The sequence below is a fragment of the Mycoplasma sp. 1012 genome (assembly GCF_054343455.1).
In genome coordinates, this window is sequence record NZ_JBTGVG010000007.1 from 1 (window position 1) to 17,587 (window position 17,587).

General features: G+C 24.3%; 13 protein-coding genes. 9 read left to right on the forward strand and 4 right to left on the reverse strand.

Annotation, left to right across the window (positions count from 1 at the left end; all coding sequences use genetic code 4):
• Positions 1-52: 52 nt before the first annotated feature.
• Positions 53-895 (reverse strand): hypothetical protein, encoded by an 843-nt coding sequence (locus ACXX89_RS01485; protein WP_458557407.1) that lies wholly within the window; start codon positions 893-895, stop codon positions 53-55.
• Positions 896-1,554: 659 nt separating this feature from the next.
• Between ACXX89_RS01485 and tuf the strand changes: the two genes are divergently transcribed.
• Positions 1,555-2,745, forward strand: coding sequence for an elongation factor Tu (gene tuf / locus ACXX89_RS01490; protein WP_436358628.1), 1,191 nt, complete (start codon positions 1,555-1,557; stop codon positions 2,743-2,745).
• 154 nt (positions 2,746-2,899) lie between these two features.
• Here the strand turns inward: tuf and ACXX89_RS01495 are convergent, their stop codons facing one another.
• Positions 2,900-4,453: an RNA-binding domain-containing protein gene (locus ACXX89_RS01495; protein WP_458557408.1), complete on the reverse strand. Its 1,554-nt coding sequence runs from the start codon at positions 4,451-4,453 to the stop codon at positions 2,900-2,902.
• Positions 4,454-4,807: 354 nt separating this feature from the next.
• Here ACXX89_RS01495 and ACXX89_RS01500 point away from each other — a divergent pair, with 354 nt between their 5' ends.
• The 6 genes from ACXX89_RS01500 (at position 4,808) to ACXX89_RS01525 (ending at position 10,771) form a co-directional block, all read left to right on the forward strand.
• Positions 4,808-6,067, forward strand: a complete 1,260-nt coding sequence (locus ACXX89_RS01500; RefSeq protein WP_458557409.1) for an MAG4530 family protein — start codon at positions 4,808-4,810, stop codon at positions 6,065-6,067.
• The gene (locus ACXX89_RS01505) at positions 6,060-6,458 is read left to right on the forward strand and encodes a hypothetical protein (protein ID WP_458557410.1); all 399 of its coding nucleotides are present in this window, start codon (positions 6,060-6,062) and stop codon (positions 6,456-6,458) included. The genes ACXX89_RS01500 and ACXX89_RS01505 overlap by 8 nt, the downstream gene beginning before the upstream one ends.
• Positions 6,459-6,613: 155 nt before the next feature.
• Positions 6,614-7,444 carry a MurR/RpiR family transcriptional regulator gene (locus ACXX89_RS01510; protein WP_458557411.1) on the forward strand — a complete coding sequence of 277 codons (831 nt, stop codon included), beginning with the start codon at positions 6,614-6,616 and terminating at the stop codon, positions 7,442-7,444.
• 106 nt (positions 7,445-7,550) lie between these two features.
• Positions 7,551-9,554, forward strand: coding sequence for a PTS fructose transporter subunit IIABC (locus tag ACXX89_RS01515; RefSeq protein ID WP_436358621.1), 2,004 nt, complete (start codon positions 7,551-7,553; stop codon positions 9,552-9,554).
• Positions 9,547-9,858 (forward strand): hypothetical protein, encoded by a 312-nt coding sequence (locus ACXX89_RS01520; protein ID WP_436358620.1) that lies wholly within the window; start codon positions 9,547-9,549, stop codon positions 9,856-9,858. The genes ACXX89_RS01515 and ACXX89_RS01520 overlap by 8 nt, the downstream gene beginning before the upstream one ends.
• A gap of 1 nt (position 9,859) precedes the next feature.
• Positions 9,860-10,771, forward strand: a complete 912-nt coding sequence (locus ACXX89_RS01525; RefSeq protein ID WP_458557412.1) for a type I phosphomannose isomerase catalytic subunit — start codon at positions 9,860-9,862, stop codon at positions 10,769-10,771.
• A gap of 38 nt (positions 10,772-10,809) precedes the next feature.
• On the opposite strand, the gene ACXX89_RS01530 is transcribed toward ACXX89_RS01525, so the two are convergent.
• On the reverse strand, positions 10,810-12,228 hold the full coding sequence (locus ACXX89_RS01530) for a nicotinamide mononucleotide transporter (RefSeq protein ID WP_458557413.1): 1,419 nt from the start codon (positions 12,226-12,228) through the stop codon (positions 10,810-10,812).
• Between the two features lie 79 nt (positions 12,229-12,307).
• Entirely contained in the window at positions 12,308-12,610 is a 303-nt protein-coding gene (locus ACXX89_RS01535) for an HNH endonuclease signature motif containing protein (protein WP_458557414.1), read from the reverse strand.
• A 216-nt stretch (positions 12,611-12,826) separates the two neighbouring features.
• Here ACXX89_RS01535 and parE point away from each other — a divergent pair, with 216 nt between their 5' ends.
• Complete coding sequence (parE, locus tag ACXX89_RS01540) at positions 12,827-14,767, forward strand: DNA topoisomerase IV subunit B (RefSeq protein WP_458557415.1); 1,941 nt, start codon at positions 12,827-12,829, stop codon at positions 14,765-14,767.
• Positions 14,757-17,450 carry a DNA topoisomerase IV subunit A gene (gene parC, locus ACXX89_RS01545; protein WP_458557416.1) on the forward strand — a complete coding sequence of 898 codons (2,694 nt, stop codon included), beginning with the start codon at positions 14,757-14,759 and terminating at the stop codon, positions 17,448-17,450. The genes parE and parC overlap by 11 nt, the downstream gene beginning before the upstream one ends.
• Positions 17,451-17,587 lie beyond the last annotated feature (137 nt).

The window sequence follows — 17,587 nt, forward strand, 5'->3', positions numbered from 1 at the left end:
GCAACAATTTGCTGCGACGTTATAAAATAATGTTAAGTTTTTGTGTCCATGTTTATATTTCACTTCTTAAAAATCTCACTTCTTGAGCCACAATATCATAATCTAGATCAATAACTTTTGATCAAGGTTTTAAAGGATTTAGATTTTTAACTAAAATCTTACCTTTATTAAATTCATAAATGTTTGTTTGGTGGAATTTTAATGCAATATATTTTTCAGTTACTTCAACTTCTCTTTCATCAAATAATAAATCATTTGATTTTATTTCTAAATCTTTTTTAGAAGCAGAAGTGGTTGTGTCTTCATTTCCTTTTGTTTCTAAATATTTTTTGTAATTTTCATTTTGCTTGTTTAGTAGTGTTTTATTATCATTTTCTTTTATTTTCGTTATATTTTTATCATCAGAATAATAAAAATTAAAAGTTTGAAATACTAAATTATTTTTTTGTGAATTAAATTCAGGATTAAAATCAGTAATTACTTTTTCATCGCTTAAAAAGTTAATTTCTTTATTTAAATTAACTTTTTTGCCATCAATTAAAATTGATTTAACAAGAAAATCTTGTTCTTTTTCAATGTTTGCCTTTGATAAATTAAAAACAACTTTATTTGTTAAATTATTTTTAATATTTTCTTCAATAGAAGATTTAACTTTGGTATTTCTGTTTAATAAACTTATAGAAGCGGAGTTTGCTCCAGTAAGTTCTTGATTAAAAGTTAATTCAATAAAAGATTGGTTGTTTTTAAATAAGAATTTGCTATTTTCTAGTTTATATTCTTTTTTGTTTTCTGGTGTTTTTTCAGAAGTTTGGTTTTTATCAACACAAGAAACTGCAAACAAAGTAGGTAAAGTTACTACTGACGAACCAATAAATAATAATTTTCTTTTTTTCATATTCCCTGTTTACTTTCAAATATAAATATTATTAAATTATAATATGAAATACAGAAATAATAAGGATTTTATTTTTTTATAGTAAGTTCTCTTAATTTGAAATAAATTATTAATTTTTTTAAAAAAATAAAAATTTTTGCAAAAAAAAAAAAAAAGAAGCGTTTTTATGGTAGAATAATAACGCATAGAGAACTATCTATGCGAAATATTATAATTACTTTTAGATTTGTTTTATTTAATTTATTTTCTTAATTTTTAATTTTATTTTAATATAGTTTTGTTAACTCCTTTTACTTCACACATAATTTACACTTAATATACACACTATATATTTAAATTTTTAATTAAATTCTTGTAATTCATAAATTATATTTGTTTTCAATCATAAATTTAGTTAAATAGTCATATATATTAAAAATTCAGATAAATTAATTAATACTATATTCATAGCACCCGTCAGGGTGCTTTCTTTTTATTTTTTTGTGGTATGAATAATTTTTATTTTTGCTTTTTTTTGGTAAAATATTAATGTATTTTATATAATAAATAAATACTAAAAATTAAGCGCGATTGGATAGGAAATAGATGAAAGACTATTCTTTGGTTGGTTTTAAGCGCGTTTAAAATAAAATAAATTAATATAAATGAAAGGAAATATAATGGCAAAATTAAATTTTGATCGTTCAAAAGAACACGTTAATATTGGTACAATTGGACACGTTGACCATGGTAAAACTACTTTAACAGCAGCTATTGCTACAGTTTTATCAAAAAAAGGATTAGCAGAAGCTAAAGACTATGCATCAATCGATGCTGCTCCAGAAGAAAGAGAACGTGGAATTACAATTAACACAGCTCACATTGAATACGAAACAGAAAAAAGACACTATGCACACGTTGACTGTCCAGGTCACGCTGACTATGTTAAAAACATGATTACAGGTGCAGCTCAAATGGATGGTGCTATCTTAGTAGTTGCTGCTACAGATGGACCAATGCCTCAAACAAGAGAACACATCTTATTATCAAAACAAGTTGGGGTTCCAAAAATCGTTGTTTTCTTAAACAAAGTAGATATGTTAGTTGGTGAAGAAGAAATGGTTGACCTAGTTGAATTTGAAATTAGAGACTTATTATCTTCTTACGAATTCGATGGTGAAAACACACCTATCATTAGAGGTTCAGCTAAAGGTGCTTTAGAAGGAAAACCAGAATGAGAAGAAAAAATCTTTGAACTTATGAATGCAGTTGACACATATATCGATGCTCCAGTTAGAGAAATGGATAAACCATTCTTAATGGCGGTTGAAGATGTTTTCACAATTACAGGACGTGGAACAGTTGCTACAGGAAAAGTTGAAAGAGGACAAGTTAAAATTAACGAAGAAGTTGAAATCGTTGGTTACAAAGAACAACCTAAAAAAACAGTTGTTACTGGAATTGAAATGTTCAGAAAAAACCTTGATTCAGCTATGGCTGGAGATAATGCTGGAGTTTTACTACGTGGAGTAGATAGAACAGAAATCGAAAGAGGACAAGTTATTGCTAAACCAAAAACAATAGTTCCTCACACAGTATTTAAAGCAGCTATTTATGCTCTTAAAAAAGAAGAAGGTGGACGTCATACACCATTCTTCCAAAACTACAAACCACAATTCTACTTTAGAACAACAGACGTTACTGGTGGAATTAAATTTGAAGCAGGAAGAGAAATGGTTATGCCAGGAGATAATGTTGACTTAACAGTTGAATTAATCGCTCCTATCGCTGTTGAACAAGGTACAAAATTCTCAATCCGTGAAGGTGGAAGAACAGTTGGTGCTGGTTCAGTAACAGAAATTATTAAATAATTTCAAAGCAAAAGAAAAAAGTTAACATTCAAAATGTTAACTTTTTTATTAAATAAATAATGAAATTAATTGCTTTGTAAAAAAGTAATCAAGAGTAATTTAAACAAAATGTCTTATGTTACCTAAATACACTCAGATTTTACATTATATTATTTTATTTCCTTTTAATTACTCATTTTCCGAGTTTGGAAGAACCCTCATAACGTACCAATCCTTCCTTTTTCATTTTTCTTAAATGATAACGAACTCCATCTATTGTGATGTTTAATTTTTCTGATATTTCTTTTGTATTTATTAACGGATTTTTCTCTAATAAATTAAGAATTTGATCATATTTAAGAGTAGTTTTGGTGGTAGTTTTGGTGGTAGTTTTGGTGGTAGTTTTGGTGGTAGTTTTTTTAGAAAAACTATTATCAAAATTTTTATAAAATTCTTCATTTATTTTAATAATTGCATTGGTAAAATTACTTTTTTCATCCCCTGAACTAAATAGTAATTTAGGTGAATTATTTTGCAAAAGAGTTGATTTTGCTCTTCTTATCCCTGAACCATAAGATTCTATTAATTTCAGTGCAAAAAACATATTTTTGATTTCATTGTTTATATATTTTCTTTGATCGAAACTGGTTTCATTATTTAGAGATTCTATTGTTACTGGCGGTAATGGCTTGTTGTGGTTGATGAAAGAGATTCTATCTTTATAAATATAAATCCCAACAAATTCATTATTTTCATATTCTTTGTGTAAAATTGCGTTTGTTGCTAATTCTTTGAAAGTTGCAAGTGGATAATTATAAATAATTTTATGTTCTATTTTGTTATCTTCTCTTATTGTGTAGTATGTCATTATATTATTTTCAAAATACTTATTAACTTGTTTTACTTGAAGTCAAATTGGTCCATCAAATATTTTTTCTTCCATCTTGTCAGTACCATCTACTTCTCTAATCACTTTAACAAATGCATTAGGAATAAATTTACTTGGATTTTCTGCAAACATTAGAACAGCAAAATTTTTTGCTCGATAATTTTCAAATTTATTATCACTTATTAGTCCCATACTTTTTGCCATATCAATTTTAGACATTTCTATAATATCTTTTTTAGCATTTGTTAATATCAAATATTCTTTCATATATTCATAATTTAAATCATCAATTGTTGCAATATGATTTAAATTAGAACTAAAAGAATAGTTAGCAAATTTTCTTAAAAGTTCAAATTCTTCAAGGGGTTTAGGTAATCTTGTGTCTCTTCCTATTCTTATATATCGTCCAGGTTTTAATCCAATCTCTTTTTCTGCCTTTTCTGTTGTTTGAAAAGGTCCGTTATTATTGTCTTTTATAGCGATAATTAAATAATACTTGTCATCTATTTGATCAGTTAGGAGATTGTAATTTATTTTAGGGTAAATATTAACTAGTAGAGATTTTATTTTATTTTCTAGGCTTTCTATTTTTGATTCTTTTATACCTGTTATTGGGCGTTTTGGAAATGCTTTATCACCAGTAGTTGTATCATTTACTTCTTCAATTCCAATAAATAATAGACCAATTTCATCATTCATATAGTTATTAGCAAAAGCGCAAGCAGTTTTTAGAATTTTATCTTTAAAGTCTAAAGATTTTTTATATTCTATAAAACTATTTTCTATATTTTGGTTTTCAATGATTCTATGAGCAATTTTTTTGATGTCTGAAATTTTCACACTATCCCCTATCTTTTATAAATTATAATATATTTAATTTTATTATATCATTTTACAATTTTATATTTGAAATTAATAATTGATTTTAAAATATTTTGGTTTTATTTTGAAAATTTTGCAAAAAAGTATTATAATGAAATTATGGTTGCAGGAGGAAAAATGAAAATAACTAAAAATATTATTATTTATAATATCAAGAAGTTAATTATTAAAATTAACCAGTATTTTCATTTTTACTTTTTTAGGACTTTAAAATAAATTTATTTATTTAATAAAATAATAAACTAAACAAAATCCTAATTAAGTTTAGGATTTTTTACAACCTTTTTAAATAAAACAAAGGAGTTATCTAAAATGAAACTTAATTCCAATATAGCACTTAAAATAAATTATTTTAAGTTAACGTCTTTTTGATCGTTATTTTGAGACATTGTTTTTGTTATAAACTTTATCATATGTTTTGTTGGTTTATTTTATCTTATTAATACCAATTATGATTGATATACTTATCTTTTTTTCTGAATTGTTTTCTTTATTTGAACTTACCTAAGTATTATTGTCATTTTTCATATTTTATTTATAGTTTACTATCAAAAAAATAAATTTGTAACAGCAAGAAAAATACTTAGTATTATTATGTTTCTAAAATTTAATTTTAAATTATTTTCCGAATTTAAAATGGACAAAGAAACTAAAAATATATTCAAGGTAGCAAAAGAAATCAGTAAAAACAACCAAAATGCCTTATTTTTAGGTAGTTTTGCTTCCTATTTAACTTTTGAATTTAATAGGAAAATAAATGATTTGGACTTTTGTTCTCAAAGTAGCAAAGTTCTTAATTTAAGTAGTTTAAACTTAAATAATAATGAAAATTTAGTTAATACCAAATTAGTTGCAAAAGGAAAATATAAAAACATAAAAATTGATAGTTTATTATTTAGATTTATTCCAGAAGAATATTTAGTTAAAAAATATAATTTCACAATTCCTAATAAAGAATTTCAATTTGCCTCTAAACTTATTCAGTTATATAAACAACTCAATTTAGAAAATAAAGATGAAACCAAAATAAGTAATTTAATTTTGGATTTAAAACATTTAAGTTTGGAGAATTGGGAATTTTCTTTAGATTCTTTCAAAGAAATTTATAAAGATGTTATTTTACACTCATCTCAGTTTTCACTAATTTCAGCTTTTGATCAAATGTTAAAATATAATATTGATTTAAAAATTGAAAAGATTAGTTTTTTAAAAGAAGAAGAAATATTTCTTGAAATAAACTTTAAAAAAATTAGTTTATATTCCTTGTTGGAAAATTTAGAAACAAATTTTGAAGTAAAAACACTTAGAAAATCTTTTGATAATGAATATGATGATATTATGAAAAATTATGTTATTCATAATACTACATTTTCATTTGAAAATCCTGTATTTTTCTTTAAAAACGAAAAAGAAAAAGAAGAATTTTTAGAAGAACATAAAATTAATAAAAATTTTGCTTTGTTAGAAAATTTCTCTTTTGAAAATACTAGAAATTCTATGGATAGAAGAGAATTATATATGAGATTAATAGCAAAAAAATATGAAAAAATACTTGGAGAAAAAAATGAATAAGTTTGAATTGTTAAGTGTCTATATCAAATCTTTGAAAAGCACTAAATCAGTAATAATAAGTTTCTTTATTAGAATACTTTTAATTATCTATTTTTTAAGTATGGTATTACTTCTTTCTTTTATTTTAGTTCAAGATCCAAAAACAAAGGACGCTCCATTAATATTGATTATTGTGATTCCACTTTTTCTACTGAGTTTACTAACATTTATTAAACCTGTTTTTCTATTATTATATTTAAAAAGAGATTATAAACAAATTGAAAAATTAATTCAAAATAAATTTCTTTTATTTTTACATAATTTTAGTTTTTACTTTATTCTTAAAAAAGTAGAAATTAAATTAAAATACTTAGAAAAATACAAAAAATTAAATATTTTATATGAAAAATAAAAGTTTAAAAGGTAAAACAATAAAAACAAATTCCTATTATTAATAATAAAAGAATTAAAATTAAAAGCAAATTCCTAATAAAAATTAGGTTTTTGCTTTTTTCATAACTTATTAATCTTTTTTTGAATGTATAATTTTTAAAAGGACAAGAAAATATGAATATTAAACTTTTTACTTCTAAAGAATTGGAAAAACTAACTTCAACCGAAATGAATTTAATAAATTTTGCTTTAGATAATCCTAAAGAATTTTATAGTTTTTCCATTAAACAAATAGCATTAAAAACTTTTATCTCCACTTCAGTGATTTCAAAAGTTGTAAAAAAATTAGGTTTTAACTCATTAAAGGATATGCAATTCTATGTATTTCATAATTATTTAAACTCTAATGAAACTTTAAATGGCATTAAAAAAGAAAAGAATATAGAAATATTAAATAAATTATTTAATTACTATAAAGAATCGATTTTTCAAACTGCTCATTTAGTTGACTTAAAAGAAATTAATGATTTGGTTCATGATATTGTAAATTCAGAAAAAACTTATCTTTTTGGAGCAGGAAGTTCTTTTCTTTCTGCTGGCGAGTTGGGAATTAATTTGCAAAAAATTGGTTTAAATGCTTTACCTTTTAAAGACTTTCACTCTTTTTTACTTATATCAGCACAAGAAAGAAAAGAACAAGTTACAAATATTTTATTTTCAAAATCTTGTGACACAAAAGAAATTAAACATATTATAAATTTGTTTGAAGAGCAAAAAATTAAATTTTATCTAATAACAGCAAACAAAACAATGAAAGAAAAATATCAAAATGTAATCATTTATCATACCTTAGAACAAGATAAAAGATTAGTTTCCATTTCTTCCAAAATAAATCAACAGTTTATAGCAGATTTAATATTTTTTCTTTTAATAGAACATAAGAATCATAATTATGATGAAATTTATTTAAAGAATTTAAAAATATTAGAAGGTTGAAATAAATAAGAAAAATATTTTTCTTAATTTTACATATAAAAAGTAAATTTTTTTCCTTTTTCCTTTTTGTTTTCTTTATAAAAATATAATTTTATTATAGACATAAGGAGGAAAAATGGAAATTTTTTCAAAAGATAAAATTTTTATCAACGAAGATTTAACAACTCAAGATGAAGTTTTTAATTTCATAGCTAAAAAAGCAAGTGAACTAAAAATAACTTCAGATTCTTATGAAGTTTATAAATCATTGATAAATAGAGAAAATCAAGTTTCAACTGGTATGGAACAAGAATTTGCTATACCCCACGCTCAGTCTGAATACATTGATAAACCAGCTTTATTTTTTATAAAGTTGAAAGAAAATATAGAATGAAAAACATTTGATAATTCTAAAGTAAAATACATATTTTCAATTTTAGTTCCATCTAAAACTGAAAATAATATTCATTTAGAAACATTAGCAAAAGTTTCTACAATGCTTTTAGATTCTCAAATGATTGAAAAACTTAAAAGTAGTTTGGATAAAGAAGAAATAGTAACTTTATTTAATAACTTTATAAGCAAGAAAGAAGAAACAAAAGTAAAAGATTTTAATGGTAAAAAAGTTATAGGTATAACTTCCTGTGCTGTAGGAATTGCTCATACTTATTTATCTGCAGAAACATTAGAAAAGAAATTAATAGAAAAAGGATATATTCCTAAAATTGAAACTCGTGGTTCAGTAGGTTCTAAAAATACTTTAACATCAAAAGATATTGAAGAAGCTGAATTTGTGATAGTAGCAAGCGATGTAGAAGTAGATTTATCGATTTTTAATAACAAAAAATTATATACAACTTCCACAAAAGAAGCAATCCACAATACTGAAGAAGTAATCAAAAAAGCAGAAAAATCTTCAGTGTATAAACACACTGAAAAATCAACAAATATAAAGGAAAATACAGATAAAAAAGGTTTATTAAAACATATTGTTACTGGTATTTCTTATATGATTCCATTTGTAATTTTTGGTGGGATCATGATTGCTTTATCTTTAGGAATTGGAAAAAGTATTTATGGAAATAATTCTGCAGCACCAAAAGGTGATTTTCTTTGATACATACTACAAATAGGAGTTGTATCATTTACCTTAATGATAGGTGCTTTGGGAGCATATATCGCTTATTCAATTGCTGGTAGAGCTGCAATAATGCCAGCATTTGTTGTCTCCACTGTTGCAAATATGAATAGTTTATTCTTTAGTATTGGTAACATAAGTGTTCAAACTCCAATGGGATTTTTAGGTTCAATTCTTTTTGGAATTTTAATTGGTTATACAGTTAAGTGATTAGCACAACTAAAAATTCAAAAATCTATTGCTGCAATAATTCCAATGTTTGTAATACCTATCGCTGTAACTTTATTTTATTCATTATTAGTTATTTTTATAATAGGAGCTCCTATTGGTTTTATAATGGATAAATTTATTAATGCACTACAAAACTTATTTAAAAGTGGTGGAGCATTAAATTTAGGAATTGCATTTCTAATTGGTGGTTTACTTGGTGGAATGGCAGGATTTGATATGGGAGGACCAATAAATAAAGTAGCCTTTTTAACTTCTACAGCCTTAGTTGCACAAAAAGTTTTTGAGCCAATGGGAATGGTTGCTGCTGCTATACCTGTAGCACCACTTGGAATGGGATTAGCAACAATAATTTTTAGAAAAAAATTCAATGAACAAGAAAGATCATTAGGTATTTCTGCTTTAATTATGGGATTTATTGGAATTAGTGAAGGAGCAATACCTTTTGCAGTAGCAGATCCAAAAAGAGTTATTACTGCTAATGTAATTGGTTCAGCAATTGCAGGAGCAATGGCTGGATTATTAAGTGTTACAAATGCAGCAGCTCATGGTGGACCTATTGTTGCAATTTTAGGAGCAGTTGGTTCTAATGTTCATGGTAGCGGATTAGGAATCTTATTCTTCTTTTTATCAATTATTGTAGGAACAACAATTACTTGTTTAATTTATGGATTTTGAAAAAATTCAAAATCATCAAATATAAATATAAACATACCTTTTTTAAATAATTTAAAAAATAAACTCAATTTAAGAAAAGGGGCTAAAAATGAATAAAATAAGTTTAAATAAAGACAAAGTAATTTTATATCTATTTATATCACTTTTCTTAATTTCTCTCATTATTGGTATAATATTAACAGTTTTAGGTACAGCAGATTATGATAAGTTTGTTGAGTTAAACAAACAATTATCAACACTAAAAGAAGGAAGTGAAAAATATAATTCTATTAGTAAGATGCTGGAAGCAGTTAACATCACTAAATTTATATATGGAATATTTTTATTATTAATTTCATTTCTATCATTAATTTTTAGTAGTTTGACTGCAAATTCATTATTTAACAAAAAAATGAGATAAAATGGAACAGATTATTTTTTTAAAACCATATTTTAAAAAAACTTTATGAGCAAATAACAACATAAAAAAGATTTTTAATTTAAAAGAAAATATTGGTGAAGCATGATTGATTTCAGCAATAAAAGATTGTGAATCAACCTTGAGCAACACAAATCAAAAATTTAGTGATTTTATAAAGGGAAATCCTTTATTTTTTGGTTTAGACAAAAATGAAGTTGAAACATTTGTTTATCCTAATTTAACTAAATTTTTAGATGCAAAATATCCTTTAAGCATTCAAGTTCACCCCGATGATGAATATGCTAAAAAATTTAATTCATTAGGTAAAAATGAATGTTGATATGTATTAGAAAATACAGGAAAACCCTTTATTTTAGGTTCTACAACAACAGAAAAAAAAGTTTTTGAAAAAGTTATTAATAGTAAAGAAACTGAAAAATATTTAAATAAAATAGAACTTAAAAAAGGAGATTTTGTTTTTATAGAATCTGGTTTAATTCACGGAATACCGGAAGAAACTATGGTTTTTGAATTGCAACAATCTAGTGATATAACTTATCGTCTTTATGACTATGAAAGAATAGATACAGATGGTAAAAAAAGAGAAATTCATATTAAAGAATCTCTTGAAACTATGAAATTGGATTTGCAAGCTATTATTCAAAAACAACTAAATCAAGAAGGGTTTTACAATGCAAAAAATTTTAACTTAACTAAAAAAGAAATAAATAATACTACAGAAATTATTGACACAACAAAAGCAAAATATTGTACAGAAGTTGTAGTTTTTGAAGGAGAAGGTTTTTTAAACAAAATCACAAAAATTAAACAAGGTGATGTTTTTATTGTTTCCAAACAAACTCTAAATTTTTCAATAAGTGGAAATATTAAAATTTTTATCAATTTTGTATAAATTAAAATCAACCATCTTAATTGTGGTTGATTTTAAATTTAGTAATTTTCTACTTCTTTTTGAATAATTTCTTTTATTTTTTCTGTAGAATCTTCTATTTCTATATTTATAAATTCATAGTGTTTTTTAGCAAAAAGCATTAGATTTTTTCTTAAATTCTTACTAATTTCTTTATTTTCTTTTAAATATTCTGTGTTTACCATTTGAAAAAAATTTTTGTTTTGAAGTTCAATTTTTCTTCTCTTTTTTTCGATTTCTAATTCGTGTTTTTCACTTGCATTAGTTCTATTTTTTCAAATAAAATCAAAATCTTTTAAAATAAGAAAAGCGATGTCAACCTTAGGTTCTAAAGATAACAGAAATTTGTATTTAACCTTATAAAAGAAATTTCATAAAACCTTTTGTTTTGGCGTAAAATAGTTCATTTTTATTAATGTTTCTGGGAAAAGAAAATCATCAATCATATGTCTATCAATTAGTGATTTGGAATAGTTTTGCATTTCTCTAATTTGTTTTAAGCGATCTTTAAAGAATATTTTTTGTGTAAAATACCCTTTAGCTTTTAAATCATTCATATAATCTATAAATATTTGTTCATCTTTTAATCTTTCATCAATAATTTTAATATTTTTTTCTGTTAAAAAATTTCTTAAATTATTGATAATAGTGGATTTACCACTTGCTCCCATTCCTATGAATGCAATTGTTAATCTTTTTTCTTTAGAAATAACAAAATATAAATAAATTGAAATAACCAAATAAACAAAATTAATAAATAATATAGTTCAACTTAAAAAAGCAATCCCACCGAAGAAAAAGAAACAAAGAATATTTTTAAAACATCAAATTATTCAATTTTGTCTAAATCCCAAAGCCATCATTGTTAATGCAACAACTGAAATAGCATTAAATGTTGCTAAAATTAGTGATGCAGTTATTTTATAATTAAAATTAGATGCAAATTCTAAATAATCTATATTTAGCATTTTGCCAATAAAATTATTTGTATATGGATTTAAAAAGTAAAATATAGTGACTAATAAAACAAAAAATATTGCAAAAACTATTGAAGCATATAAAGAGGGTCTTAATTCTCTAATTTTTTTTAAATATTTATTATTTATTATTTCTTTTATAAAAATATAAATTAATATAAATATATATAAAATTTGAATAAAACCGTCAATCACAAGACCATTACTAAATGAGAAAAATGCATACAAAACAGCATTAAGGATTGCTAAAATAAATGCAATTCTTTTCTTTTTTGCAAACATTACAATTGATATAACGCCCAATATACCTGAAATTGCTACAAATATATTAATTATTTTTCTTCAAATATTTATATTTCTTTCTCAAATTCAAATAGATTCATCCAAATTAAATAAAGAAAGAAAAGTTAATATTAAACAAATAAAAATTAAAAGCATCAATTCAATTTTTTCTTTTTTCATTGTATATCCTTTATTTTTATTTTTAAAATTAAGAAGTTAAAATAAGCACTTAAAAAATTAAGTGCTTATTTGCTGTCATTTAAGAAACAATTTTACCAGTTCTTTTATTTCTTATGCCTTTTCCTTTTATATATTCAAAAGGAATGGTATTAGAAACTCAAGCTGGTTTATTTGCTCTTTCTGCATTAGTAACAACGTGAACAGGAATTAAATTTTCATATCTATCTGTTCCACCAATAGAACTTGGTCTTATGTGTTCAATGTTTCAAGCAGAACTTGTTTTTGAACCGTATTCAGAAAAACAAATATATCTTCCTGCATAATCATAACCACAATCTTTGTCGCCAAAATGGTTTGTTCATACTGTTTTTCAATTTAACATAAAAACTCCTCCTTTCTTAATAATTTAAAAGGCAAAGATTTTCTTTACCTACTTCAATAATACAAAAAAAAAAAAAAACAAAGAATTCGCTAAAAAAATTCCAAAAACGAAAATTTTATCATGTTTTAAACATTTTTTCGACTTTTTAATAAATGAAAAATTAAATATTTTTTTGTATTTTTAAAATAAAAAAGAAAAATGCTATAAAATAATAATATGAATTATGATGCTAGTAGTTTAAAAGTCTTGAAAGGACTTGAAGGTGTTAGAAAACGTCCAGGAATGTACATCGGTTCCACTGATGTCAATGGTTTACACCATTTAGTTTGAGAAATTGTTGATAATGCAGTTGATGAATGTTTAGCAGGTTTTGCTAAAAAAATAGAAGTAACTTTGAAATCAGATGGTTCTGTTATTGTAGAAGATGATGGAAGAGGGATTCCTGTAGATAAACACGAAAGTGGTTTAACAGGAGTAGAACTTGTTTTTAGTGAATTACATGCAGGTGGCAAATTTTCTGAAGGAGCTTATAAAACATCTGGTGGTTTGCATGGAGTTGGTTCTTCTGTAGTTAATGCATTATCTAAATGATTAAAAGTTTGAGTTTTCAAAGACGGAAAAGAATATTATACTGAATTTGAAAATGGTGGTTCTATAAAAAATAAAACCAAATTAATGGGAAATACAGGCAAAAGAGGAACAAAAGTTCATTTTTTGCCTGATTATGAAATTTTTAAAAAAGCAAAATTTTCTTTTCAAACAATTAGTGAAAGATTAAGAGAATCTTCTTTTTTATTAAAAGGTATAACTATCAAAATTAATGACGAAAATACAGGAGAAAACGAAACTTTTAAACACGAAAATGGAATAAAAGCTTTTGTTGAGTTTATTAATGATTCTAAAGTAGTAATTAATAAACAAATCGCAACTTTTAGTGATAATAAAAATAAAATAGAAGTAGAATTTGGTTTTCAATATACAGAAAGTTATTCTGAGTCCATTATTTCTTTTGTAAATAATGTCAAAACCAAAGATGGTGGAACACATGAAATTGCTGCCAAAACAGCATTTACAAAGGTTTTTAATGATTATGCACAAGAAAAAAACCTTTTAAAAGGAAAAATTACTGCTTTTGATGGAAATGATATTAGAGAAGGGTTAACTTTAATCCTTTCTTTAAAAGTACCAGAATCGATTTTAGAATTTGTAGGTCAAACTAAAGATAAATTAGGAACCCCTGAAGCAAAAACAATTGTGGAAGAAGTGGTTTCTCGAGAATTAAAATTCTGAATTAACGAAAATAAAGAAGAAACTCAAAAAATAATTGAAAAAATTAAAAAATCTTTTGAAGCAAGAAATGCCGCAAGATTAGCAAGAGCAGAAATTAGAAAAACTAAAGATGCTTTAAGTGAAAAGAAAATTTTATCTGGTAAATTAACACCAGCACAAAGCAAAAAACCGGAAGAAAAAGAAATTTTTCTTGTCGAAGGAGATTCTGCTGGTGGTAGTGCTAAATTAGGAAGAGATAAAAAAACTCAAGCCATTTTACCACTTAAAGGTAAAGTTATTAATGCAGAAAAATCAAAACTTCTTGATATTTTAAAAAATGAAGAAATTGCCACAATAATCAATACAATTGGTGCTGGTGTTGGTAGCGAATTCAACCTTAAAAACGCACAATATGGAAAAATTATAATAATGACAGATGCTGACACTGATGGTGCCCATATTCAAATTTTACTTTTAACATTTTTATTTAGATATATGAAACCTTTAATTGAACATGGAATGGTATATATTGCACAACCACCTTTATATAAAATTACAAGAAAACCTAAAAATCAAATTCTTTATGCTTGAAGTGACGAAGAATTAAGAGAATTATTAAAAAATAAACCCAATTCTGAAATCCAAAGATATAAAGGACTTGGAGAAATGAATGCTGAGCAACTTTGAGAAACAACTATGAATCCAGAAACAAGAACTTTAATTAAAGTTTCAATTGAAGATGTGGCAATTGTAGAAAGAAGAGTTTCTATTTTAATGGGAGATAAAGTTGAATTAAGAAAAGAATGAATTAACAAAAATGTTGATTTTTCCCTTGAAGATGACTTTGAAAGTAATATTAATAAATCAGGAGTAAATAATGATATTTAATAAAAATAAAGAAAATTTTTTAGCAAAATCATTAGATGCTATTTTATCAGATCGTTTTGGTAGATATTCTAAATATATAATACAACAAAGAGCACTTCCTGATGCTCGTGATGGTTTAAAACCTGTGCAAAGAAGAATTTTATATTCAATGTGGGAATTAGGTTTAAAAAGTGATAAACCTTTTAAAAAATCAGCTAGAGTAGTTGGTGATGTTATTGGTAAATACCATCCACACGGAGATTCTTCTATTTATGAAGCTATGGTAAGAATGGCTCAAGAATGAAAAATGAATGTTCCTTTAGTTGAAATGCATGGAAATAAAGGTTCTATAGATGACGATCCTGCTGCTGCTATGCGTTATACTGAAACAAGATTAAGTTTAATAACTAATTTAATGTTGGAAGCTATTAATAAAAACACCGTTTCTTTTGCTCCAAATTTTGATGATTCGGAAAAAGAACCCACTGTATTACCATCATTAATTCCTAATTTACTAATTAATGGAGCAAAAGGAATTGCTTCAGGATTTGCTACTGAAATTCCTCCACATAATTTAGGAGAAATCTTAGATGCAGCAATTGCAAAAATAAAAAATCCTAATATTGAATTAAGAAAATTATCTTCCATTGTTCAAGGTCCAGATTTTCCAACTGGTGGAATAATATACGGAAAAAAAGGGATTTTAGAAGCTTTTGAGAGAGGTCAAGGAAGAATTGTTTTAGTTTCAAAATACAGGTTAAGCGAAGAAATTAATAAAAAGCATATTGAAATTTATGAAATCCCTTTTGGTGTGGTTAAGTCTAAATTAATTAAAGACATTGATGAAATAAGAATAGATAAAAAAATAAATGGAATTAAAGAAGTAAGAGATCAATCTGATAGAAACGGAATTTCCATCATCATCGAAATTGATAATGATACTAAAGTTGAATCTGTTTTAAATTATTTATTATTAAAAACTGAAATGCAAGTTTATTATTCATATAATTCCATTGCAATTGAAAATAATGCACCAAAATTAATGTCTTTGAATAATATGTTAGATGCGTACTTGAATCATGTTAAAACATATAAAACAAAGGAATTAACCTTTGATTTGGAAAAAGATAAGAGAAAACTAGAAATCACTTTAGCTTTAATAAAAGTTGGAGATATTACAGAAGAAGTAATTAAAATAATTAGAAATTCTGACAATTCTAAAAAAGGTGTTATAGAAGCTTTAATGAAAAACTTTAACTTTAGTGAATTACAAGCAACAGCAATTGCTGAAATGAGATTATACAGACTTTCTAGAATAGATCAGCAACTTTATATCGATGAAAAAAATATGCTTGAAGAAAGAATTAAAAAGACACTCGATCTTTTAAATAATAAAAACTCTTTCGATCAATTTTTAATTTCCCTATTTAAAGAAATTAAAAAAGAATTTGCAACTGAAAGAAAAACAGAAATTTATGAAGAAGAATTTAAAGTTGAAATTAATAAAGAAGAATTAATTAAACAAGAAAATTTTTATGTTGGAGTTTCTAGAGATGGTTATGTTAAAAAAATAACTGTTAAAACTTTTGACTCTAATGAATTATCAACTTATTTATTAAAAGATAAAGATCCCTTGCTATTTTTAGACAAAGTAGAATCAATTGATAAACTTTTAATTTTTACAAATTTAGGAAACTATATTTATTTACCAATACATAAAATTGATGAATCTAAATGAAAAGATTTTGGAATTCATTTAAATACCTTTGTTTCTCTAAAAAGTAATGAAAAAATAGTATCTATTATTTTAGTCAAAGATTTTGAAGTTAATAATTACATAACTTTAATTACTTCTCAAGGAATTGGAAAAAGAGTTTTAGCTAAAGATTTTGAAGTTTCAAGATTTAATAAAACTATTAGTGCAATTAAAATAAAACAAAGCGATGATTATTTAGTTGCTGCAAAAATAAGTGATAATTACAAAGATATAATAATTATTTCAAGTGAAGGAAAAGCTGTAAAATATAGTGAAATTGATATTCCAGTATATAATACAAACTCTTCTGGTGTTAAATTAATTTCACTGCCAAAAGATTCACTTGTTTCAAGTTTTTCATTAGTTGACCAAGATGATGATATTCTATTATTTACCAAAAAAGCACAATATAAAAAATTAAATGTTGCAAAAATACCTTTTAGCAATAAAACTACACAGGGAAAAATGATTTTTGCACAAAATAAAATTTCTAAATTAGAAGTTATTGATTCTGTTGTTTTAGAAAATAAAACCAAAATTTCAGTTTTTGATTTAGATAATAATGTTTCTGATTTTGATTTTTCTTCTTTGAATTATTCTAATTTAGATGAAGGTTTTAGTAATAGCAAAAATAAAAATGCTTTTTATGTAAGTAAAATAAATGCTTATGTTATTGAAAATAATTTAAAAAAAGAAGAAAAAATTGAAGTTAAAAATGAAAACAAAATTTCTGAAAATAAGCAAAAATCCTTTATAAAAGAAGAAAAAATAACAAAAAAAGAAAAAGAAACTAATTTTCAAAAAACTAATGCTTCTGTTATAAAACAAGAAATTAAAAAAGAAATAACTGAAGAAGAAAGAATTAAAAGAGCGGAAGAAAAACTTAAAAAACTAGAAGAATTAAATATTGATGAATTAATGAAAAAATTCAAAGATAAAATTAAATAAAAAAGATTAATTTTTTGATTAAAAATGGAAATTTATAAAAAAATTTACAATTTTTCAAAAAAAATGTATAATATTAAAGTTAAATCAAAAAGAGGAGAAAAATGAAAATCATTGTTATTAAACGTATTTTTAATAAA